The organism is Streptomyces sp. NPDC033131, from assembly GCF_055578365.1.
Genome location: NZ_JBVIPA010000032.1, coordinates 89,639 through 110,727, shown reverse-complemented (window position 1 = coordinate 110,727; position 21,089 = coordinate 89,639). Strand labels below are relative to the sequence as shown.

At 71.3% G+C, this 21,089-nt stretch carries 16 protein-coding genes and 1 pseudogene; 8 read left to right on the top strand and 9 right to left on the bottom strand.

Features of this window, described 5'->3' with window-relative positions; genetic code table 11:
* Positions 1–207 precede the first annotated feature (207 nt).
* The 6 genes from ACZ5XS_RS32680 to glgX form a co-directional block, all read right to left on the bottom strand.
* A complete protein-coding gene (locus ACZ5XS_RS32680; protein ID WP_468657441.1) occupies positions 208–2,271 on the bottom strand; it encodes a M4 family metallopeptidase in 2,064 nt (687 codons plus the stop codon).
* A 254-nt stretch (positions 2,272–2,525) separates the two neighbouring features.
* Positions 2,526–4,307, bottom strand: coding sequence for an ABC transporter ATP-binding protein (locus tag ACZ5XS_RS32675; protein ID WP_468657439.1), 1,782 nt, complete (start codon positions 4,305–4,307; stop codon positions 2,526–2,528).
* A complete protein-coding gene (locus tag ACZ5XS_RS32670; protein WP_468657437.1) occupies positions 4,304–6,061 on the bottom strand; it encodes an ABC transporter ATP-binding protein in 1,758 nt (585 codons plus the stop codon). The genes ACZ5XS_RS32675 and ACZ5XS_RS32670 overlap by 4 nt, the downstream gene beginning before the upstream one ends.
* Before the next feature lie 52 nt (positions 6,062–6,113).
* Positions 6,114–7,973, bottom strand: a complete 1,860-nt coding sequence (locus ACZ5XS_RS32665; protein ID WP_468657435.1) for an ABC transporter ATP-binding protein — start codon at positions 7,971–7,973, stop codon at positions 6,114–6,116.
* Positions 7,970–9,778, bottom strand: coding sequence for an ABC transporter ATP-binding protein (locus ACZ5XS_RS32660; protein ID WP_468657433.1), 1,809 nt, complete (start codon positions 9,776–9,778; stop codon positions 7,970–7,972). The genes ACZ5XS_RS32665 and ACZ5XS_RS32660 overlap by 4 nt, the downstream gene beginning before the upstream one ends.
* A 121-nt stretch (positions 9,779–9,899) precedes the next feature.
* Positions 9,900–12,134 carry a glycogen debranching protein GlgX gene (gene glgX, locus ACZ5XS_RS32655; protein ID WP_468657431.1) on the bottom strand — a complete coding sequence of 745 codons (2,235 nt, stop codon included), beginning with the start codon at positions 12,132–12,134 and terminating at the stop codon, positions 9,900–9,902.
* Between the two features lie 151 nt (positions 12,135–12,285).
* Here glgX and ACZ5XS_RS32650 point away from each other — a divergent pair, with 151 nt between their 5' ends.
* The 6 genes and pseudogenes from ACZ5XS_RS32650 to ACZ5XS_RS32625 all read left to right on the top strand — a co-directional run bounded on the left by ACZ5XS_RS32650 (position 12,286) and on the right by ACZ5XS_RS32625 (position 17,901).
* Positions 12,286–13,530 carry a L,D-transpeptidase gene (locus ACZ5XS_RS32650; RefSeq protein ID WP_468657429.1) on the top strand — a complete coding sequence of 415 codons (1,245 nt, stop codon included), beginning with the start codon at positions 12,286–12,288 and terminating at the stop codon, positions 13,528–13,530.
* Between the two features lie 177 nt (positions 13,531–13,707).
* The gene (locus ACZ5XS_RS32645) at positions 13,708–14,970 is read left to right on the top strand and encodes a L,D-transpeptidase (protein WP_468657427.1); all 1,263 of its coding nucleotides are present in this window, start codon (positions 13,708–13,710) and stop codon (positions 14,968–14,970) included.
* 82 nt (positions 14,971–15,052) lie between these two features.
* Positions 15,053–15,820, top strand: a complete 768-nt coding sequence (locus tag ACZ5XS_RS32640; protein ID WP_468657425.1) for an enoyl-CoA hydratase/isomerase family protein — start codon at positions 15,053–15,055, stop codon at positions 15,818–15,820.
* 264 nt (positions 15,821–16,084) lie between these two features.
* Entirely contained in the window at positions 16,085–16,588 is a 504-nt protein-coding gene (locus tag ACZ5XS_RS32635) for an ATP-binding protein (RefSeq protein ID WP_217234790.1), read from the top strand.
* A 444-nt stretch (positions 16,589–17,032) separates the two neighbouring features.
* Positions 17,033–17,221: pseudogene (locus ACZ5XS_RS32630) on the top strand (YncE family protein); the annotation flags it as partial.
* Positions 17,222–17,298: 77 nt separating this feature from the next.
* Entirely contained in the window at positions 17,299–17,901 is a 603-nt protein-coding gene (locus ACZ5XS_RS32625; protein ID WP_468657423.1) for an ADP-ribosyltransferase, read from the top strand.
* On the opposite strand, the gene ACZ5XS_RS32620 is transcribed toward ACZ5XS_RS32625, so the two are convergent.
* Positions 17,855–18,526, bottom strand: coding sequence for a GNAT family N-acetyltransferase (locus tag ACZ5XS_RS32620; protein ID WP_468657421.1), 672 nt, complete (start codon positions 18,524–18,526; stop codon positions 17,855–17,857). The two genes, ACZ5XS_RS32625 and ACZ5XS_RS32620, sit on opposite strands and share 47 nt — an antisense overlap.
* Before the next feature lie 66 nt (positions 18,527–18,592).
* On the opposite strand from ACZ5XS_RS32620, the gene ACZ5XS_RS32615 reads away from it, so the two are divergent.
* Together ACZ5XS_RS32615 and ACZ5XS_RS32610 are read left to right on the top strand one after the other, a co-directional pair.
* On the top strand, positions 18,593–19,507 hold the full coding sequence (locus ACZ5XS_RS32615; RefSeq protein WP_468657419.1) for a helix-turn-helix domain-containing protein: 915 nt from the start codon (positions 18,593–18,595) through the stop codon (positions 19,505–19,507).
* Between the two features lie 50 nt (positions 19,508–19,557).
* Positions 19,558–19,770 (top strand): EF-hand domain-containing protein, encoded by a 213-nt coding sequence (locus ACZ5XS_RS32610; protein ID WP_468657418.1) that lies wholly within the window; start codon positions 19,558–19,560, stop codon positions 19,768–19,770.
* Positions 19,771–19,882: 112 nt separating this feature from the next.
* Here the strand turns inward: ACZ5XS_RS32610 and ACZ5XS_RS32605 are convergent, their stop codons facing one another.
* Complete coding sequence (locus ACZ5XS_RS32605; RefSeq protein WP_468657416.1) at positions 19,883–20,425, bottom strand: MOSC domain-containing protein; 543 nt, start codon at positions 20,423–20,425, stop codon at positions 19,883–19,885.
* A 21-nt stretch (positions 20,426–20,446) separates the two neighbouring features.
* Positions 20,447–21,004 (bottom strand): glycoside hydrolase family 25 protein, encoded by a 558-nt coding sequence (locus tag ACZ5XS_RS32600; protein ID WP_468657414.1) that lies wholly within the window; start codon positions 21,002–21,004, stop codon positions 20,447–20,449.
* Positions 21,005–21,089 lie beyond the last annotated feature (85 nt).

Below are 21,089 nucleotides of genomic sequence, written 5' to 3'. Positions count from 1 at the left end.
GCTGCTGGGAAGTTGTGCGGCGGGTGAGGGAAGAGTGACATTGGTGCCGCGTACATGTCATGCCTCCAGGTGATGTTGGCCGAAAGTCGACTGGCCGGTAAATGTTTCGGGCATGTGAATGAGGGCGCCGCCCCGGGGAGTCGAACCACCGGGGCGGCGCCCTGTCCTTGTCCTCGGAGGGGCCTTGGGCCCTCCGAGGGTGCGGGGCTACGGGAAGGTGAGCTTCCAGGAGTTGATGTACCCGGTGTCCTGGGCCGCGTTGTCCTGAACCCTCAACTGCCAGGTCCCGTTGGCGACTTCGGAGGAGGCGTTCACCGTGTAGGTGGTGTTGAGGTTGTCCGCGCTGCCGCCGGTGCCGTACGCCTTCAGCGTGTACGCCGTGCCGTCGGGGGCGATCAGCTGCACCCGGAGGTCACCGATGTAGGTGTGGACGATGTCGACCGCCACCGCGAGGTTCGACGGCGCGTTGCCCGTCCGCCCGGACACGGTGACCGACGAGTTGACCGCCGCCCCGCTGTCCGGAATCGATACGTCGGCCGCGTTCTCGAAGGAGGTGCCGCCACCGCCTCCGCCGCCACCGTCCGAGCGGGCACCGACCGCGACACCCGCCCAGGCGTCCTGCACGGCCTTGTACTCGGCGCTCGTGGTGCCGTACAGCTCGCCCGTCGCCGCGAGGGTGCCGGTGCGGGCAGCCGCGTAGTTGGTGGTCGAGGTGAACTTCGTGGTCAGCGCGCGGAACCAGATCTTCTCCGCCTTGTCCCGGCCGATGCCGGTGACCGCGAGACCGTCCGCGGTGGGCGAGTTGTAGGTGACCCCGTTGATGGTCTTGGTGCCGCTGCCCTCGCTCAGCAGGTAGAAGAAGTGGTTCGCGGGGCCCGAGGAGTAGTGCACGTCGATCGAGCCGATGCCGGAGTACCAGCTGTCCTTGGACGAGCCGTCCTGGCTCGGCCGGTCCATGTAGCGCAGCGGCGTGCCGTCGCCGTTGATGTCGATCTCCTCGCCGATGAGGTAGTCACCTACGTCGGAGGAGTTGTTGGCGTAGAACTCGACGGTCGAGCCGAAGATGTCGGAGGTCGCCTCGTTCAGACCGCCGGACTCGCCGCTGTAGTTGAGCCCCGCCGTGTTGGAGGTGAGCCCGTGGGTCATCTCGTGCGCGGCCACGTCGATCGAGGTGAGCGGGTTGGCGTTGCCCGAGCCGTCGCCGTACGTCATGCAGAAGCAGCTGTCGGACCAGAACGCGTTGACGTAGTTGTTGCCGTAGTGGACCCGGGAGTAGGCGCCCACACCGTCGCCGCGGATGCCGCTGCGGCCGTGCACGTTCTTGTAGTAGTCCCAGGTCAGCGCGGCCCCGTAGTGGGCGTCGGCGGCGGCCGACTCCAGGTTCGAGGGGGTGCCGTTGCCCCAGATGTCGTCCGGGCCGGAGAACAGCGTGCCGGTGCCGGAGGTGCCGCGGTTGAGGTTGTACGTCTTGTGGTTGCCGCGCGCGCCGTCGGTGAGGTTGAAGGCCGACCCGGACTGCGTGGTGCCGAGGGTGACCGTGCCGCTGTACACCGTGTTGCCGGTGCCGGTCTCGATGGCCTCCCACTCGTACAGCTTCGCGCCGGTCGTCGCGTCCGTGACGACGTGCAGCTCCTGCGGGGTGCCGTCGTGCTGGAAGCCGCCGACGACCGTCTCGTAGGCGAGGGCCGGCTTGCCGTCCGCCGCCCAGATCACCTTGCGCGGGGCGCGGTTGACCTCGGGGCTCTTGGCGTCCTCGGCCTTCGCCGCGGCGACGGCCTGGGTCCTGGCCTTGGCGGCGGACTGCTTGGCCGTCGTGGTCGCCGGCTTGATGGCGGCGCGGGTGGCCTTGACGACGGCGTCGGTCGCGTCGGCCTTCGTGCTCTCCACGACCAGGTCGCCGCCCAGGACGGGCAGGCCGTCGTAGGTGCGCTCGTAGCGGGTGTGGATCGTGCCGTTGCCGTCCTTGAGGACGTCACGGACGACCAGCTTCTCCTTGGCGCCCAGGCCCAGTTCCTCGGCGGTCTTCGCCTTGGCGGCCTCGGCCGTGCGGAGCAGCGCGGCGCGCTGGGCGGGGGTCAGCTTGACCGACTCCGCGCCCGGTATGACCTTGCCCGCGGCCGACGGTGCCTTCTCCGGGGCTGCGGTGGCGGCGCCCGACTGGACGGCCGCGGCGATCAGGGCGGACACGCCGACGAGGGCCACGGCGGCGACCCTGCGCTGGGTGGTGGTGGGGGTGTGGGAGGTGCGTCTGTGGGAGGAACTGTCTCTCAACACTGACTCCTTCTGCGTGGCCGCGGATCGCACGGCCAGGGGAGACCGGTCGGCGGGTGGGCCGTCCGGGCAGAACAGGGCGGTGCGGCAGAACCACGTGCGGCCGCGCCACACGTTCGCGCTGTGGGGTTGCTGTGAAGCGGCCGTGGGAAGAGTCGCAGGAGATGACGGTTTCTGTCAGGAGCGCGTCAGGAAGTTGGCCAGAAATCGTCCGTTGCCCGGAAATTCATGTTCGGTATACGGACTGGATGGGGTCAGGCGGAGGTCTCCGGGGAAGTCGGCCGGTCCCCGTGCCACGACCCCCACAGCGCCGCGTACGCCCCCTCGGCCGCCACCAGTTCCTCGTGCGTGCCGAGTTCGGTCAGCAGGCCGTCCTCCATGACCGCCACGCGGTCCGCGTCGTGGGCGGTGTGCAGGCGGTGGGCGATGGCGATGACCGTACGGCCTTCGAGTACGGCGGCCAGGGCGCGCTCGGTGTGACGGGCGGTGGTCGGGTCGAGCAGGGCCGTGGCCTCGTCGAGGATCAGGGTGTGCGGGTCGGCCAGGACGACCCGGGCAAGGGCGAGTTGCTGGGCCTGGGAGCCGTCCGTACGGCAACCGCCCTCGCCCAGCGTGGTGTCGAGGCCGTCGGGCAGCTCCCGTACCCAGGTGTCCGCGCCGACCGCCGCCAGCGCGGCCCACAAATCCTCGTCCGTCGCGGCGGGTTCGGCGATCAGGAGGTTGTCGCGGACCGTGCCGAGGAAGACGTGGTGCTCCTGGGTGACCAGGACGACCTGGCGGCGCAGCTGTTCGGGGCCGAGGCCGACGACCGGCACCCCGCCCACCGTCACCGTGCCGGTGGCGGGCGCGTCCACGCCCGCCAGCAGTCGGCTCAAAGTGGTCTTGCCGGCGCCCGAGGGCCCGACGACCGCGAGCCGTTCCCCGGGGCGCACGGTCAGGTCCACGCCCCGCAGAACCTCGCCGCCCCGGTCGTAGGCGTAGCGCACGCCGGTCACCTCGATCAGGTCGTCCGCCGGGACGGGGGCGTCGGCCGCGTCGGAGCGCGGGGCCCGGGCCAGCCCCTCCACGCGGGCGAACGAGGCGCCGCTGCTCTGCAGTTGCTCCACCCGGATCAGGATCTGGTCCAGGGGATCGCTCATCTGCCGCAGGTACAGCGCCGCCGTCACCACCGCGCCCAGGCTCATCGCGCCGTCCGCGTGCAGCATCCCGCCGATCACCAGCACCCCGGCCACCGGGATCAGGTACGACACCTCCACCGCCGGGAAGAACACCGTGCGCAGGTGGAGGGTGTGGAAACGGGTGCGGCGGGACGTCTCCAGGGCCCTTCGGCTCGCCCTGATCCGCCGCTCCTCCAGGCGAAGCGCCTCGACGGTGCGCGCGCCCGACGCGGTCGCCGCGACGACCTCGGCGACCTCCGAGTTGGCCGCCCCCTCCGCCAGATAGCCGTCCCGCGCCCGGCGCAGATACCAGCGCAGGGCGAACCAGATCGGCGTCAGGCCCAGCACGCCGACCGCGCCGAGCAGCGGGTCGATGACGAACACCGCGACCAGCGCGAACAGGAACTGCACACCGTTGATGAGCAGTTCGGGGCCGGCGTCGCGCAGCGTGGTGCCGACGGTGGCCACGTCGGCCGTGCCGCGCGCGGTCAGATCGCCGGTGCCGGCCCGCTCCACCACCGACGCGGGCAGCGCCAGTGTCCGGTCCACGAACTCCTCGCGCACCCGCGCCAGCGTCCGCTCCCCGAACCGGTGCCCGACGTACCGCGCCCACCGGGCCAGCAGCAACTCCGCCACCGCGCACACCAGCAGGGCCGGCGCCAGCCGGTCCACGGCCGACACCCCGCCCCCGCCCCGCACGTCGTCGATGATCCGCCCCAGCAGCCACGGACCGGCGAGCCCGGCGACAGCGGCCAGCGCGTTCAGCGCGAGTGCGGCCGCGAAGGCCCGCCGGTCGGCCTTCACCAGCCGCACGGAGGCCCGCCGCACGTCGGCGGGTCCGGCGACGGGCAGCGGCCCGGCAGAAGTCGAGCCGGTCACCGTACGGCCTCCTCGGCGTCTGTGGTGTCCGCGGTGTCCATGGCGTCCGCGGTGTCCGTGCTGTCGGTGATGGCCGCGTCCCGTGCCACCAGCGCCCGGTATCCCGGCTCCCGGTCCAGCAGCTCGCGGTGGCTGCCGGTGGCCGAGACCTTGCCGTCGACCAGGTGGAGCACGGTGTCCGCGTGGTCCAGCACCAGCGGGGACGTGGTGGTGACCACCGTCGTACGGCCCTCGCGCGCGGCCCCCAGCCGCTCGGCCACCCGCGCCTCGGTGTGGGCGTCCAGCGCCGAGGTCGGCTCGACGGCCAGCAGCATCTCGGGGTCGGCGAGCAGCGCCCGGACCAGCCGCACGCGCTGGCGCTGGCCGCCGGACAGGTTGCGGCCCTGCGCGTCGATCGCCGAGTCGAGCCCGTCCGGCAGACCCTGCACGATGTCGTCGGCGACGGCCGTGTGCACGGCCCGCCCGATGCGCTGCTCGTCCCCGCCGCCGACCAGCTCGCGCAGGGTGCCCGCGAACAGGTCGGCCTCGTGGTCGGCGACCAGGATCCGCTGTCTGACCTGCGCCAGCGCGATCTCGTCGAGGGGTACCCCGCCCCAGGTCGCCGCCGACGGGACGTACCGGCCGAGGCGGTCGAGCACGGCCGCGGTGTCGGCGGGGCGGGCGCCGGCCAGCGCGGTCAGCCGCCCCGGCAGCACCCGCACGCCCGACACCGGGTCGTACAGCACGGAGGGCTCCGCGGGCGCGTCGCGGATGCCGGTGTCCGCCATCGGCTCCAGGCGCAGGAACCGTACGACCCGCCGGGCCGCCACCAGACCGCGACTGATCTGGTAGCCGCACTCCACCCAGAACGCCACCGGCCCCACCAGGACCGCCACATAGCCGTACACCGACACCAACTCGCCGACGGTGATGGCACCTTGGGCGGCGAGCCGGGCCGCCAGCCAGGTCACGACGGCCATGAACAGCGTCGGCAGTCCCACGCCGAGTGCCTGCACCCAGCTGGTCACCGCCCCGACCCGGTAGCCCTGGGACCGCAGCCGCTGCGAGTCACGGTGGAAGGCGTCGGCGAACAGCCCCTTGCCGCCCAGGCCGTTGAGGACCCGCAGCCCGCCCGCGAGGTCGGCGATCCGGGCGGTGAGCACGCCCTGCCGCTCGCGGTACTCCGTCTCGGTGCCCTGGAGGCGGGTGAGCAGCGGCCCGACGAGAAGGACGATCACCGGGATGCCGAGCAGCACCACCACGGCGATGAGCGTCGACACCGACAGCAGCAGCCCGGCGACCACCAGATAGGCGACGACCGCGCCCACCCCGGGCCCGACGACGGTCAGGGACTGGGCGATCGTCTGCACGTCGCCCACACCGATCGTGACGACCTCCCCGGCACCCGCCCGCCCAGGCAGCGCGGCGCCCAGCCGGACCGCCTGCCCGACGACGACCTTGACCGTGCGGAAGTTGGCGTCCATCCGCACCCGGGTCATCGTGCGGTGCCGCATGATGCTCAGCCAGGCGTTGAACGACCCCACCGCGAACAGGGCGACGCTCCAGCCCGCCAGCGCACCCATGCGGCCCGGTTCCAGACCGTCGTCGATCGCCCGGGCCATCAGATACGGCGTCGCCGCCAGCAGGACCATCCAGGTGCTGCCCAGCAGCGCACCGGCGGCGGCCCGGCCCGGCTGGCACCTCACCAGCCACCACAGATACCGGCCGCCGCCACGACAGTCGGGCGTGCCGGGATCCTCGTACGCGTCGATCATCGCTCTCCGCTTCTCACGCCGGACCGTCCCGCCTCACGTCAGGCTGCCCCGCTCACGCCAGGCTGTCCCGCCACGCCCGGTGAAGATCCGCGAACCGGCCGGTGCCGGCGACGAGTTGGTCCGGGCTGCCGTCCTCGACGATCCGCCCGTGCTCCATGACCAGCACCCGGTCCGCGATCTCCACGGTCGACAGCCGGTGCGCGATGACCACGGCCGTACGCCCCTTCAGCACCGTCGCCATCGCGCGCTGCACCGCCCGCTCGCCCGGGATGTCGAGCGAGCTGGTCGCCTCGTCGAGGATCAGCACGGCCGGGTCGGCGAGCAACGCCCGGGCGAAGGCGACCAGTTGGCGCTGCCCGGCGGAGATGCGGCCGCCCCGCTTGCGTACGTCCGTGTCGTAGCCGTCGGGCAGCGCGGTGACGAAGTCGTGGGCGCCGATCGCCTTCGCGGCCTCCTCGATCTCCTCACGGGTGGCGTCCGGGCGGCCGATCGCGATGTTCTCGGCGACCGTGCCGGAGAACAGGAACGCCTCCTGCGTCACCATGACGACTCCGCGCCGCAGCTCGGGCCCGGCCAGGTCGCGCAGGTCGACGCCGTCCAGGAGGACCCGGCCCTCGGAGGGGTCGTAGAACCGGGCGAGCAGCTTGGCCAGGGTCGACTTGCCCGCGCCGGTCGAGCCGACGACCGCGACCGTCTGTCCGGCGGGCAGCGTCAGGTCGAAGCGGGGCAGCACCTCGCCCCCGGTGCGGTACGCGAAGCGGACCCCGTCGAAGACGACCTCGCGGCCGGGGTGTTCGGACGCGAGGGGCGGCAGCTGCCGGGGCGTCGCGGGCTCCGGGACGGACGGCGTCTGGGCGAGCAGTCCGGCGATCTTCTCCAGGGAGGCCGCCGCCGACTGGTAGGAGTTCAGGAACATGCCGAGCCGGTCGATGGGGTCGTACAGCCGCCGCAGATACAGCACCGCGGCCGCCAGCACGCCCAGCTCCAGCGAACCGTCGGCCACCCGGTGCGCGCCCCACAGCACGATCACCGCGACCGCCGTGTTGGCGACCAGCCGGGAGCCGATCACATAGCGGGCCATCTCGAGGAGCGCGTCGCCGTTGGTCCGCTCGTGCCGGGCGTTCAGCACCTGGAAGTCGGCGTCGTTGACCGCCTCGCGCCGGAACGCGCGCACCGGCCGGATACCGTTCATCGTCTCGACGAACTTCACGATCACGGCCGCGATGGCCGTCGACCGGGCCCGGTACACCCGCTTCGCCCGCCGCTGGTAGAGCCGGATGAGCAGATACAGCGGCCCGAGGGACGCCACCGCCACCGCGCCGAGCCCCAGGTCGAGCCAGAGCAGCAGCGCCGAGATGTAGGCGAAGGACAGGACGACCCCGACCAGCTCCTGCAGGCCCTCGTTCAGCAGCTCGCGCAGCGACTCCACGTCCGTGGTGGAGCGGGAGATGAGCCGGCCCGAGGTGTAGCGCTCGTGGAAGTCGACGCTCAAGGCCTGCGCGTGGCGGAAGATACGGCCGCGCAGATCGAGCAGCACGTCCTGGTTGACGCGGGCCGCGGCGATCACGAACGTGGACTGCAGGGCGCCGGAGGCGAGCGCGCACAGCAGATAGCAGACGCCCACCGCGACGAGGGGGCCGTTGTCGTGGTCGCGGAACGCGGGTACGGCGCTGTCGATGGCGTACGCCACCAGCAGCGGGCCGGCCTGCGTGGCCGCCTGCTGGAGCAGCAGCAGCAGCGTGGTGACGGCGACGCGGGCCTTCATCGGGGCGAGCAGGGAACGCAGCAGGGCGGCGGTGGCGCCCGGGGGAGTGGGCAGGACGTCGCGGTCGAAGTCGTCGTCCTGCCGGGCGGGTTCCCCGGCCGGGCGCTCCTGGCCGGGCTTGGTGGTCGTGGTCGCCGGCGCCGTCATCGGTCTGCCTCCTCGGTCCCGGCCATCAGATGGACGTACTCGGCGTTCGTGCGCAGCAGTTCCTGGTGGGTGCCGACGGCGACGATCCGGCCGCCGGAGAGCAGGGCGACGCGGTCGGCGAGCAGGACGGTCGACGGGCGGTGGGCCACGATCAGACCCGTGGTCTCGGCCAGGACGTCCCGCAGCGCGGCCTCGACGGCGGCCTCGGTGTGCACGTCCAGCGCGGACAACGGGTCGTCGAGCACGAGGAACCTGGGCCGGCCGACCACGGCTCTGGCCAGCGCGAGCCGCTGCCGCTGCCCGCCCGAGAGACTGAGCCCCTGCTCGCCGACCTGGGTGTCCGTGCCCTGCGGCAGCGCGTACACGAAGTCGGCCTGCGCGACGGCCAGCGCCCGCTCCAGCTCGGCCTGTCCCGCGGTGCCGTGCGCCCCCATGAGGACGTTGTCACCGACCCCGGCGGAGAAGAGGGTCGGCTCCTCGAAGGCCACCGCCACCTTCGAGCGCAGCTCCTCACGGGACATCGCCGTGATGTCCTCGCCGTCCAGCGTGATCCGCCCGGAGGTCACCTCGTGGAGGCGGGGCACGAGCGCGGTGAGGGTGGTCTTGCCGCTGCCGGTGGCTCCGACGAGGGCCATGGACTCGCCGGGGCGGATGTGGAGGTCTATCCGGTCGAGGACGGGTGGGGAGCCGGCGGGGGCGTCGGGGTAGCGGAACGACACGTTGTGGAACCGGAGACCGCTGTCCTCGGTCCGTGTGGTGGCGCCTGTCCGGGTCGTGGCACCCGTGGTCCGCGACTCCGGCTCCGCGTCCATCACCTCGAAGTACCGCTCGGTCGCGGTCGCCGCCTCCTGGCTCATCGCCAGCAGGAAGCCGATGGAGTCCACCGGCCAGCGCAGCGCGAGTGCCGTGGACAGGAACGCGACCAGGGTCCCGGCGGAAAGGGAACCGTCGGCCACCTGCACGGCCCCCAGCACCAGCGCCACCCCGATCGCCACCTCCGGCAGCGTCACGATGACACCCCAGATCGTCGCCAGCAGCCCCGCCTTGCGCAGCTCCGTACCCCGCAGGGTCCGTGACAGTTCCCGGAACGCCCGTGCCTGGCTCCGGTGCCGGCCGAACCCCTTGATGATCCGGATGCCGAGCACGCTCTCCTCGACGACCGTCGTCAGATCCCCGACCTGGTCCTGGGCCCGCCGCGCCACCTCGGTGTACCGCGTCTCGAAGACCACGCAGGTCACGATCACCGGGATCGCCGGACCGAGGATCACCAGCCCGAGCGTCCAGTCCTGGATCAGCATGATCACCACGCCGATGACGATCGTCACCCCGTTGACCAGCAGGAACGTCAGCGGAAACGCGAGGAACATGCGCAGCAGCATCAGGTCCGTGGTCCCCCGGGACAGCAGCTGCCCCGACGCCCACCGGTCGTGGAAGGCCACCGGCAGCCGCTGGAGATGCCGGTACAGATCGGCCCGCATCCCCGCCTCGACGCCCGCGAGCGGGCGCGCCACCAGCCACCGCCGCAGCCCGAACAGCAACGCCTCCGTGAGCCCGAGCAGCAGCAGGAACAGCGCCCCGAGCCACACCCCGGCGGAGTCCCGGTCGGCGACCGGCCCGTCCACCATCCACTTCAGTACGAGCGGAATCACCAGCCCCGCGCACGAGGCGAGCACCGCGACGAACGCGGCGGTGAACAGCCGCCCGCGCACGGGCCGGACGTACGGCCACAGCCGCAGCAGTGTGCGTACGGCCGACCGGTCGCGGCGTTTTCCGGGTTCCTCGGTGGTTTCAGATGTCGTCGCCATCAGCAGCGAGCCTACGGATCGGCACTGACAACGCCCACCGAGTTTTGGCCGGACCCGGATCGGCCGCTGGTCCTACGACCTGCGTGTTCGAGGAGTCGTACGGCCCGCTCTCAGCCCACATTCAGCCCACCTTCAGCAGCAGCACGGCCCGCGCCGGCACCGTGATGGTCGCCCCCGCCCGGTGGACGACCCCGGGTGCCTCCCCCTGCTCCTCCCGTCCCGTGTCGACGAGCACCTCGTACCGTTCCGCCCACGGCGGCCCCGGCAGCACGAAGCTCGCGGGCCGGTCCCCGGCGTGCAGGACGGCGAGGAAGCTGTCGTCGAGGATGGGGTCGCCGCGCTCGTCGCGCCCGGGGATGTCCCGGCCGGAGAGGTACATGCCGAGGGTGCCGGCCGGGGCGTACCAGTCCCGTTCGGTCATCTCGGTGCCCCGGGCGGTGAACCAGGCCAGGTCCCGCAGGCCGTCCGCGGAGTGCGCCCGGCCGGAGAAGAAGGCGCGGCGGCGGAGCACGGGGTGGCGGTGGCGCAGGTCGATCAGGCGGGCGGTCAGGTCGAACAGGGGCTTCCAGTCGGGGTCCTCCAGCAGGCTCCAGTCCACCCAGCTGATCTCGTTGTCCTGGCAGTAGGCGTTGTTGTTGCCGCGCTGGGTGCGGCCCAGCTCGTCGCCCGCGACCAGCATCGGCACGCCCGTCGACAGCAGCAGGGTCGTCAGGAGGTTCCGCAACTGGCGGCGCCTGAGGGACCGTACGCGCTCGTCGTCCGTCTCCCCCTCCGCCCCGCAGTTCCACGACCGGTTGTCGTCCGTGCCGTCCCGGTTGCCCTCGCCGTTGGCCTCGTTGTGCTTGCGTTCGTAGGAGACGAGGTCGCGCAGGGTGAAACCGTCGTGCGCGGTGATGAAGTTGACCGAGGCGTAGGGCCGGCGCCCGCCCCAGGCGTACAGGTCGCTCGATCCCGACAGGCGGTAGCCCAGGTCGCGCACGTCCGGCAGGGCGCCCCGCCAGAAGTCCCGTACGGCGTTGCGGTAGCGGTCGTTCCACTCGGTCCACAGGGGCGGGAAGGCCCCGACCTGGTAGCCGCCGGAGCCGACGTCCCACGGCTCGGCGATCAGCTTCACCCGCCGCAGCACGGGGTCCTGCGCGATCACGGCCAGGAACGGCGACAGCATGTCGACGTCGTGCATCGAGCGGGCCAGCGCGGCGGCCAGGTCGAAGCGGAAGCCGTCCACGCCCATCTCGGTCACCCAGTAGCGCAGCGAGTCGGTGATGAGCCGGAGGACGTGCGGCTGCACCACGTGCAGGGTGTTGCCGCAGCCCGTGTAGTCGGCGTAGCGCCGGGCGTCCGACTGCAACCGGTAGTACCCCCGGTTGTCGATGCCCTTCAGGGACAGGGTGGGGCCGAGCTCGCCCGCCTCCGCCGTGTGGTTGTAGACCACGTCGAGGATGACCTCGATGCCGGCCTCGTGCAGCGCGTGCACCATGCGCTTGAACTCGCCGACCTGCTGTCCCGTCGTCCCGGAGGCGGCATAGCCCGCGTGCGGCGCGAAGTAGCCGATCGAGTTGTAGCCCCAGTAGTTCTTGAGGCCCTTGCGCAGCAGGTGGTCCTCGTGGGCGAACTGGTGGACGGGGAGCAGTTCGACGGCCGTCACGCCCAGCTTGACCAGGTGCTCGACGGCCGCCGGATGGGCCAGTCCCGCGTACGTGCCCCGCAGCTCCTGCGGGATGCCCGGGTGCAGCTGGGTGAAGCCCCGGACGTGCACCTCGTAGATCACCGAGTCCGCCCACGGCGTCTTCGGCCGGTGGTCGTCCGCCCAGTCGTCGTCGTCGTGGACCACGACACCCTTCGGGACGAACGGCGCCGAGTCCCGGTCGTCGCGCACGGTGTCCGCGACGTGCTGCTGGGGCCAGTCGCGGACGTGCCCGTACACCTCCGGGGGGAGGCTGAAGTCGCCGTCCACCGCGCGGGCGTACGGGTCGAGGAGCAGCTTCGCCGGGTTCCAGCGACCGCCGGTCCACGGGTCCCAGCGGCCCTGCACCCGGTAGCCGTAGCGCTGGCCGGGCATCACGCCGGGCACGAAGCCGTGCCAGATCTCGTGGGTCAGCTCGGTGAGCCGGGCCCGCGTCTCCTTGCCGGTCTCGTCGAACAGGCACAGCTCGACGGCCTCGGCCCCGCCCGCCCACAACGCGAAGTTGGTGCCCGCCACCTGGTCCGGACCGACCCGGAAGCGGGCGCCCAACGGCGTCGGCGCCCCGGGCCGCACGGGTACGGCCGGCGGTGGCGCGGTGCGGCGCGCGCCGTTCACGACGGTGGCGGTGCGCCCGTCCTCGGCCACCGCCTCCTGCTCGGCTGCGCTGGACACCTGTCAGCCTCCCACGGTTCGTGGAACGACCTGGGAAGGGTGTGCGGCGCCCCGGCCGCCACACCCCCTCGCGTCGTTCTCCCCACTGTTCTGCCCAGAGCTTGGGTCGCACTCACGTTTCCCAGAAGCAGGCCCGGTCGTTGGGTACCGCGTGAGGCACGTAACTGGGCGCGCACGGCGCGTGGGGGTCGCATTGGCCGCCGTACTGACATGGGCAGGACTGCTGGCCGGGGCCACCGGCTGTACTACCGACGGCAAGGGCGGCATCGACATCGGAGGGCTCGGCGCACCCCCGGCACCCGAGGACGTCATCCGGATCTCGCCGGACGACGGCGCCCGGGGGGTGCGGCCCGAGGAGAAGCTCCGGGTGCGGGTCCCCGACGGGCGCCTGGAGTCGGTCAAGGTCGTCACCTCGCAGGACGCGCAGGAGATCACGGTGCCGGGGCACTTCTCCGACAACCGCCTGACCTGGGAACCCGACGAGCACAGGCTCGCCCTGGCCGCCAAGTACACGATCGACGCGGTCGCCCTGGACGCCCACGGCCGCCGGTCGGCCCGGCACACCACGTTCACGACGGACGTCCCCGATGAGCGCTTCATCGGATACGTCACACCGGAGAACCGCTCCACCGTCGGCACCGGAATGATCGTCTCCCTGGAGTTCAACCGGGAGATCAAGCACCGTGCGGCCGTCGAGCGGGCCGTCCGCGTCACCGCACAGCCGCCCGTCGAGATCCGCCCGCACTGGTTCGGCGACGGCCGCCTGGACTTCCGCCCCGAGCGGTACTGGAAGCCGGGCACCCGGGTCACCGTCTCCCTGCGGCTCAGGGACGTCGAAGGAGCCCCTGGCGTGTACGGCCTCCAGCACAAGACGTTCTCCTTCACCATCGGCCGCAGCCAGGTCTCCCTGGTCGACGCGGCCAAGCACACCATGGAGGTCCGGCGGGACGGCGACCTGCTGGCCACCGTGCCGATCACGGCCGGCGCCCCGAAGACGACGACGTACAACGGCAGGATGGTCGTCACCGAGATGTTCGAGGTGACCCGGATGAACGGCGCGACGGTCGGCTTCAAGAAGAAGAACGGCAAGGGCGAGTACGACATTCCGGACGTCCCGCACGCCATGCGCCTGACCGACTCCGGCACCTTCCTGCACGGCAACTACTGGGCGCCGGACGCTCCCGGACGGGTCAATGTCAGCCACGGCTGCGTGGGGCTGAGGGACGTGAAGGGCGGCGGCTCGGACACGCCCGCGGGCTGGTTCTTCGACCGCAGCCTCGTCGGGGACGTCGTCGAGGTCGTCCACAGCAATGACAAAAAGGTCGCTCCCGACAACGGGCTCGGCGGGTGGAACATGGACTGGAAGGAGTGGAAGGCGGGCAGCGCGGTGAAGTAGCCCGGCAGGGAGGCGCTTTCCCCCGACTCGCCGTTGAACGTTCCGTTGAAGTCGGTACGGAACAGTGACAATCATGAGCCGCCGACGCCCCTGACCTTGTGGTTACGATGCGCCGGTGCGCGCGGTGGGGCGCGACGGGGAGCGGGGGCCGGACCAGGCCCCGCGAGGGGAGAAGACTTGAACGTGCGACCGATATCGGGGGCGTCGGTTGACGCGCGGGGGCGAGGCGGCAGGAGGTTGCCGGCGCTGATACTCGGCGTCCTGCTGCTGGCCGTCACCGCGTGCGGCTCAGGCGGCGGCTCCGATCCGGGCTCCGGCTCCGAGGACGGAAACGGCAAGGAGTCCTCCCGGGCGGAGACCGAGCAGTCGCAGGCCGTCGTCTCCATAGCCCCGAAGGACGGCGCCAAGTCCGTCGACACCAGCGGCGCCCTCGAGGTCGGCGCCGCCAAGGGCGAGTTGACCAAGGTCGAGGTCAAGGACGCCAAGGGCGGCAGGATAGCCGGGAAGATCACCGGCAACGGCACCACCTGGACACCGACCACACACCTCGCCGCCGCCACCACGTACACGGTGCACGCGGTCGCGAAGGACTCCGAGGGCCGCGAGGCCGCCGAGGACTCCAGCTTCACCACCCTGACGCCCGAGAACACGTTCAGCGGCAACTTCACCCCCGAGGACGGTTCGAAGGTCGGCGTCGGAATGCCGTTCTCCATCCGCTTCACCCGGGGCATCACCAACCCGGCGGATGTCGAGAAGGCCATCAGCATCAAGACCGAGCCGGCCGTCGAGGTCGAGGGCCACTGGTTCGGCAACGACCGCCTGGACTTCCGCCCCGAGGAGTACTGGAAGGAAGGCACCAAGGTCACCGTCGCCCTCAACCTCGACGGTGTCGAGGGCCGCGACGGCGTCTACGGCAAGCAGGACAAGACCGTCTCCTTCACCATCGGCCGCAACCAGGTCTCCGTCGTCGACGTCAAGAAGCTCACGATGAAGGTCATGCAGGACGGCAAGGTCGTCAAGACCATCCCCGTCACCACCGGCAAGCCCGGCATGGAGACCTGGAACGGCCAGATGGTCATCAGCGAGCGGCTCACGGTGACCCGGATGAACGGCGCGACGGTCGGCTACACCGACGCCGACGGCAAGGGCGAGTACGACATCAAGGACGTGCCGCACGCCATGCGCCTGACCACCTCCGGCACCTTCATCCACGGCAACTACTGGGGCGGCGGCGCCTTCGGCAACTACAACGCCAGCCACGGCTGCATCGGCCTGCGCGACGTGCGTGGCGGCTACGACAGCGGGGTGCCGGCCGCGTGGTTCTTCAACCACTCGATGATCGGTGACGTGGTGACCGTGAAGAACTCCAACGACGCGACGGTCGCGCCGGACAACGGCTTCAACGGCTGGAACATGTCGTGGGAGAAGTGGAAGGCGTAGGACGGCCTTCCGCGGAGGTACGGCCGCGGTGTGAGGTACGGCACCGGGACCGTTGCCGTTAGTCGCCGTTAACCTGACCCGCATGACCGTGAATCTCGAAGTAGCCGAGGGCGTGGGCACGATCCGCCTGGACCGCCCGCCCATGAACGCGCTGGACATCGCCACGCAGGACCGGCTCAAGGAGCTCGCCGAGGAGGCGGCTCGCCGGGACGACGTGCGGGCCGTGGTGATCTACGGCGGCCAGAAGGTGTTCGCGGCCGGCGCGGACATCAAGGAGATGCAGGCCATGGACCACACGGCGATGGTCCTGCGCGCCCGTGACCTGCAGGACGCGTTCACGGCGGTGGCCCGCATCCCCAAGCCGGTGGTCGCGGCCGTCACGGGCTACGCCCTGGGCGGCGGCTGCGAGCTGGCGCTGTGCGCGGACTTCCGGATCGCCGCGGACAACGCCAAGCTGGGCCAGCCGGAGATCCTGCTGGGCCTGATCCCGGGCGCGGGCGGCACCCAGCGCCTGTCCCGGCTCGTCGGCCCTTCCAAGGCCAAGGACCTGATCTTCACGGGCCGCATGGTGAAGGCCGACGAGGCGCTGAGCATGGGTCTGGTGGACCGGGTCGTGCCCGCCGACGAGGTGTACACGCAGGCGCACGCGTGGGCGGCGAAGCTGGCGCAGGGACCGGCGATCGCCCTGCGTGCCGCCAAGGAGTCGATCGACACGGGGCTGGAGACGGACATCGATACCGGCCTGGCCGTCGAACGGAACTGGTTCGCGGGTCTGTTCGCCACCGAGGACCGCGAGCGCGGAATGAAGAGTTTCGTCGAAGAAGGCCCCGGCAAGGCGAAGTTCCTCTGAATCGCTTGCAATTGACGCGGTGTCTGATCCGTGAGTCCCTCGATGGGGCGGTTTATGGGAGCCTTAACGCAACCTTAAGCCTGCCTTGTCGAGGGAGTCCGCCGATTGCCGCCCAGGGAGCCTTCCTCGCAGGTCAGGCGGGCTGTTCGAGCTTCTGAAGTGCCATCGGCATATGCCGGACGACCTGTTCGGAATGACCGATTCCGGGGGGCGTATTCGTCAGGAACGGCCCCGGGGGGCGGTCCGGGCGGCCATGATGGGGGCATGGCGGGGCTGGAGGGTATCGAACAGCCGCGGGGAGAGAGCCGTGCGACCGCGGCGCGCTGGTCTCCGACGGTCGAGGACGAACACGCACTCAAGGTACTCGAACTGTTCGGTAACCCCACGGACGCCGAGGTTCCGCTGCCGTCCCGCCCCGAGTCCGCCGCCACCGCCCGCCGACTGGCCCAGGTCGTCGTCCTCCGCCAGTGGGGACTCACCCCCAAGATGACGGAAGACGCGGTCTTACTCGTCTCCGAACTCGTCGGCAACGCCGTACGCCACACCGGCGCCCGCGTCTTCGGCCTCCGGATGCGCCGGCGCCGCGGCTGGATCCGCGTCGAGGTCCGCGACCCGTCCCGAGGCCTGCCGTGCCTGATGCCGGTCCAGGAGATGGACATCAGCGGCCGGGGACTGTTCCTGGTGGACAAGCTGTCCGACCGGTGGGGGGTCGACCTGCTGCCCAGGGGCAAGACGACGTGGTTCGAGATGAGGGTGGCGGACCGCTGAACGCGGCGCCCCGCGCGGGTGCGGGCGCCTACCGGGGGCTGCGAGCTCCGCCTCTCGGCCCGGCGGGACGGGTGGCGGGAGGGCAAAGGTCCGGGAGTCCGGGGGGCGGAGTCCCTTGATCACCGCTGCGACCCGCTCCGGCCGCCGTTCGGGCGAATCGCCCGCTTTCCGCCGTAACCCGCCTTAAATGGTGCGCGTGGCCACCAACGACCGCCGTACGGCGCTCCGCGCAGGCGCCGCCTTCGTCACCGCGGGTGCCCTCGCCGCCGGGTGCGCGACCCACGGCGCCGTCGCCCACCCGGCCCCCGCCACCCGGCGCTCCGCCGCCAGAGCGCCCGCACCCCGCCACCACCGCGCGCACCCCGCCCAACTCACCCACGGCCCCCGCACCCACCCCCGCGTCGCCCTCACCTTCCACGGCGGCGGCGACCCCGCCACCGCCCGGGGGGCGGCGTCGCCGCCGACGGCAAGGTCCTGTGGCTGTCGGGGTGTTACGACGCCGAGGTGTACGCCATCGACACCCGCACCGGCGCCCAGCTCGCCCGCATCCCCGTCGGCAGCGGACCGCACGGCCTCGCGGTCTACCCGCAGCCGGGCCGCTACTCGCTGGGGCACACGGGCGTCTTCCGCTGACGGACGCGACCGTGGACACGCCGCCGATCGAGTGATGATCCCCAACCTGCCGCCGTGGAACCGGAATTGTGCTCCTCATGATCACAACTCGTCTGCGGCGGCGGGCCGCTGCCGCCGCCCTGTCCCTCACCGCGATCCTCGCGACGACGGCCGCCACCGCTCCCTCCACGACCACCCCCACGAAGGCCGCCGCCCCGGCCTGCCCCCAGTTCGACGACCCGGTCAAGGCCGCCGTCGACCACCGCGTCGACGTCGGCAGGATCACCCCCGACCCGGTCTGGCGCACAACCTGCGGCACGCTCTACCGCAGCGACGGCCGCGGCCCGGACGTCGTCTTCCAGCAGGGCTTCCACCCGAAGGACGCCATCAACGGCCAGTACGACATCGAGAAGTACGTCCTGGTCAACCAGCCCTCCCCGTACGTGTCCACGACGTACGACCACGACCTGTACAAGACGTGGTGGAAGGCCGGCTACAACTACTACATCGACGCCCCCGGCGGCGTGGACGTCAACAAGACCATCGGCGACACCCACAAGTGGGCCGACCAGGTCGAGGTGGCCTTCCCCGGCGGTATCGCGCGGGAGTACGTCATCGGGGTCTGCCCGGTCGACAAGAAGACCAAGACCGAGATCATGAGCGACTGCGAGAGCAACCCGCACTACGAGCCGTGGCACTGAGCAGCAGCGCCTCCGCGCCCACCGGCCGGTAACCGGCCCCCTGGAACGCCCGCATGCTGCGGGCGTTCCCCGGCGCCACCTGCGCCCACAGCGGCTCCGTGACGAGATGCCGGGCCGCCCTCACCAGGGCCCGGCCCAGCCCTCGGTGCCGCACCTCTTCGTCCACCTCGACGGAGACCTCCGCCCGCCCGGCGATCCCCCGCCCGATCACCACCACACCGCCGTCGGCCGTCCACGCGCGCACGTCGTCGCGCCGCCCGCGGGCGTACACGATCCGCGGATGCCCGGCGTCCGCGATCTGCTGCAGCGCGAGGGGCGGCTCGCCCGGCAGGGGTGAGCCGACCAGCATCGCGTCGATCGTCTCGGCCGTACGCCCCGTCCGCTCCATGAAGGCCGCCAGGAACCGCGCGTTCATCGTCGCCGCCAGGGCGTCGCACGGTACGGCGTCCAGCGTGTCGTACACCCAGCGCGGATCCTCGTCCGTGAAGACGACCGAGTGCCCGGTGAAGGCGAGGACGCCCGCGTCCCGGGGGGACGCCTGTGCCACGACCGTCGTACGGCCGTCCGCCGGTGGGAAGACGCCCCGCGCCGCCGCGTCGAGAATGTCCCGCAAGGTCTCCGCCACGACCGCCCCCATCGCGCCCTTCTCGCCCTTGAGTCTCCACCCACTGGAAGGCCCAGACTCGCAGACATGATCGACGACGGCACCGGACTTCTCACCATCGGCGAGCTGGCGCGGGCCACCGGACTGACCGTGCGCACCATCCGCTACTGGTCCGACGAGGGCGCCCTGCCCCCGCTGACCCGGTCGGCGGGCGGTTACCGGCTGTACGACGGCGCGTCCATGGCCCGCCTGGAGCTGATCCGCACCCTGCGCGAACTGGGCCTCGGCCTGGCGGACGTACGCAGGGTGCTGGCCGGGGAGACCACGGTCGCGGAGGTGGCGGCAGCCCACGTGGCCGCGCTGGACGCACAGATCCGGTCGCTGAAGGTGACCCGTGCGGTGCTGTCGACCGTGGCGCGACGCGGTTCGACCGCAGGGGAGATGACGTTGATGAACAAGCTGGCACGGCTGTCGGCGGCCGAGCGGAGCCGGATCCTGGAGGAGTTCGTGGAGGAGACGTTCCGGGGTCTGGACACCGCGGATCCGGTGATCCGGGAGCGGATGCGTGCGACGACCGCGAACCTCCCGGACGAGCCGACGCCCGAGCAGGTGGACGCGTGGGTGGAGCTGGCCGAACTGCTGGAGGACCCGGAGTTCCGGGCGCGGATGCGGGAGGCGGCCGAGTTCAACGCCGCCGACCGCGGACACGACACCCCCGACGGGGCGTCCCTGTGGTTCGCCCGGCGGCTGGTGCAGCGGGGGGCCGAGGCGCGGGAGCGGGGCGTGGCGCCCGAGTCCGAGGAGGCCGGGCAGGTGCTGCGGGACCTGCTCGGGAACGCCGACCCGGCGGACGTACTGGAACGCCTGAGGTCCACGACGAACGACAAGGTCGCCCGCTACCGGGAGTTGCTGGGGATCGTGAACGGCCACGGGGCGGTGGCGGCGCACCGGGAGGAGTTCGCGTGGGTGGTCGCTGCACTGGAGGCACGGGCGGCCGGTTAATCTGACCTTCGTCAACGGGACAGCAAGGTACGAGATAAAGGGGCGAATCGGTGGCGGACATCGAAGAAGCACGTAAGGATTTCCAGCGGATCGACACTGACGGTGACGGCTTCATCACCGCCGCCGAGTTCAAGACCGCCCTGGCCCAGCAGGGCGACTGGAACGTCACCGAGTCGGTCGCCGAGGCCGTCATCAAGTCCCGCGACCTCAACGCGGACAAGCTGCTGTCGTTCGACGAGTTCTGGGCCTACCTGGACAAGTGACGCGTGCGGTGAAAGGGGGGCGCCCATGGGGTGCCCCCCTTTTCTGGTCCGTTCGGTGTCCGAAAGGGCGGCCTCGACGACTCCGGGCGCCGGCAGCCGGACAGGCCCTGGGTCAGACGATCTCGAGGGGCAGGTGCGGCCCGTCCGGCAGGACGACCTTCACGAGGTCCCCGGCCCGCACCAGACCCCCGGCGACGACGACGCTCATGATCCCGGACTTGAAGCGGGCCCTGCCCTCCGCGTCCCGCCCGACGACCTGCTTCATCAGCCCCTTCTGGAACGTGTCGATCTGCGTACAGGGATTCCGCAGCCCCGTCACCTCGACGACGGCCTCGCCCCCGAGATGCAGCAGGGTCCCGACCGGCAGCCCCAGCAGATCGATCCCCCGCGTGGTCACGTTCTCCCCGAGCTCCCCGGCCGCCACCTCGAACCCGGCGCCCCTGACCTCCTCGAACAGCTCCTCATGTATGAGGTGCACCTGCCGAAGATTCGGCTGCGAGGGATCCTTCTTCATCCGGAACCGGTGCTTCACCGTCGCCCCGGCATGCACGTCCCCCTCCACCCCGAGCCCGGCGATCAGCCTGATGCTCTCCCGGTTCGGCTTGGTGAACGAGTACGTCCCGTTGCTGCTGACCGCGCTGACCGACCCATCCATGACCCGAAGCTCTCCCAAGTGTCAGGCACCTTCGGCCCACTCGCGCAGCGCCGCCTTGCTCGCGAAGTCCGCCACGTTCTTGTCCAGCGGGTCGTCGGTGTACTGGTGGAAGCGCCACTTCGCCTTGATGCGGGGCTCGCCGGCCGTCACGTAGTCCGCGATCCACAGGCCGTCGCCGGCGTACGAGGTGGTGTCGACGGTCAGCCAATAGTTCCTATTACAGTACAAGATCACTCTGTTGTTCGGCCGTAGTGCTTTCACCTTGCGAAGGAAGCTGTCCTTCTGCGCGTTGCTGGCGTGCCTGCCGTCGCCGGTCGTCTCCCAGTCGACGACCAGGATGTCGCCCGCCTTCTCGGGGGCCTTGCCGACGAAGTACTCCGCCTGGGCCGCCAGATTGCCGGGCCAGAGGAAGTGGTAGAAGCCGACGACCAGGCCGGCCTCGCGGGCCCGCTTCGTCTGGGCGGCGAGTTTCGGGTTGACGTACGAGCGGCCCTCGGTCGCCTTGATGAAGACGAAGGAGAGGCCGTCCGTGTCGTAGGTGGCGGACTGGTAGGCGCTCACGTCGATGCCGCGCAGCATGGTGGCTCCCTGCAGTGCCTGTGGGGGACACGGGTTGGTTGCTGACTGCAGGCCCACCTTGGCACGGGTGATCCGCGCGCGGCAC

Excerpts from the sequence above, each read along its gene's own strand:
- ACZ5XS_RS32670 (WP_468657437.1), bottom strand. The coding sequence starts at position 6,061 with ATGATCGACGCGTACGAGGATCCCGGCACGCCCGACTGTCGTGGCGGC.
- ACZ5XS_RS32665 (WP_468657435.1), bottom strand. The coding sequence starts at position 7,973 with ATGACGGCGCCGGCGACCACGACCACCAAGCCCGGCCAGGAGCGCCCG.
- ACZ5XS_RS32660 (WP_468657433.1), bottom strand. The coding sequence starts at position 9,778 with ATGGCGACGACATCTGAAACCACCGAGGAACCCGGAAAACGCCGCGAC.
- ACZ5XS_RS32640 (WP_468657425.1), top strand. The coding sequence starts at position 15,053 with ATGACCGTGAATCTCGAAGTAGCCGAGGGCGTGGGCACGATCCGCCTG.
- ACZ5XS_RS32635 (WP_217234790.1), top strand. The coding sequence starts at position 16,085 with ATGGCGGGGCTGGAGGGTATCGAACAGCCGCGGGGAGAGAGCCGTGCG.
- ACZ5XS_RS32625 (WP_468657423.1), top strand. The coding sequence starts at position 17,299 with ATGATCACAACTCGTCTGCGGCGGCGGGCCGCTGCCGCCGCCCTGTCC.
- ACZ5XS_RS32615 (WP_468657419.1), top strand. The coding sequence starts at position 18,593 with ATGATCGACGACGGCACCGGACTTCTCACCATCGGCGAGCTGGCGCGG.
- ACZ5XS_RS32605 (WP_468657416.1), bottom strand. The coding sequence starts at position 20,425 with ATGGATGGGTCGGTCAGCGCGGTCAGCAGCAACGGGACGTACTCGTTC.
- ACZ5XS_RS32600 (WP_468657414.1), bottom strand. The coding sequence starts at position 21,004 with ATGCTGCGCGGCATCGACGTGAGCGCCTACCAGTCCGCCACCTACGAC.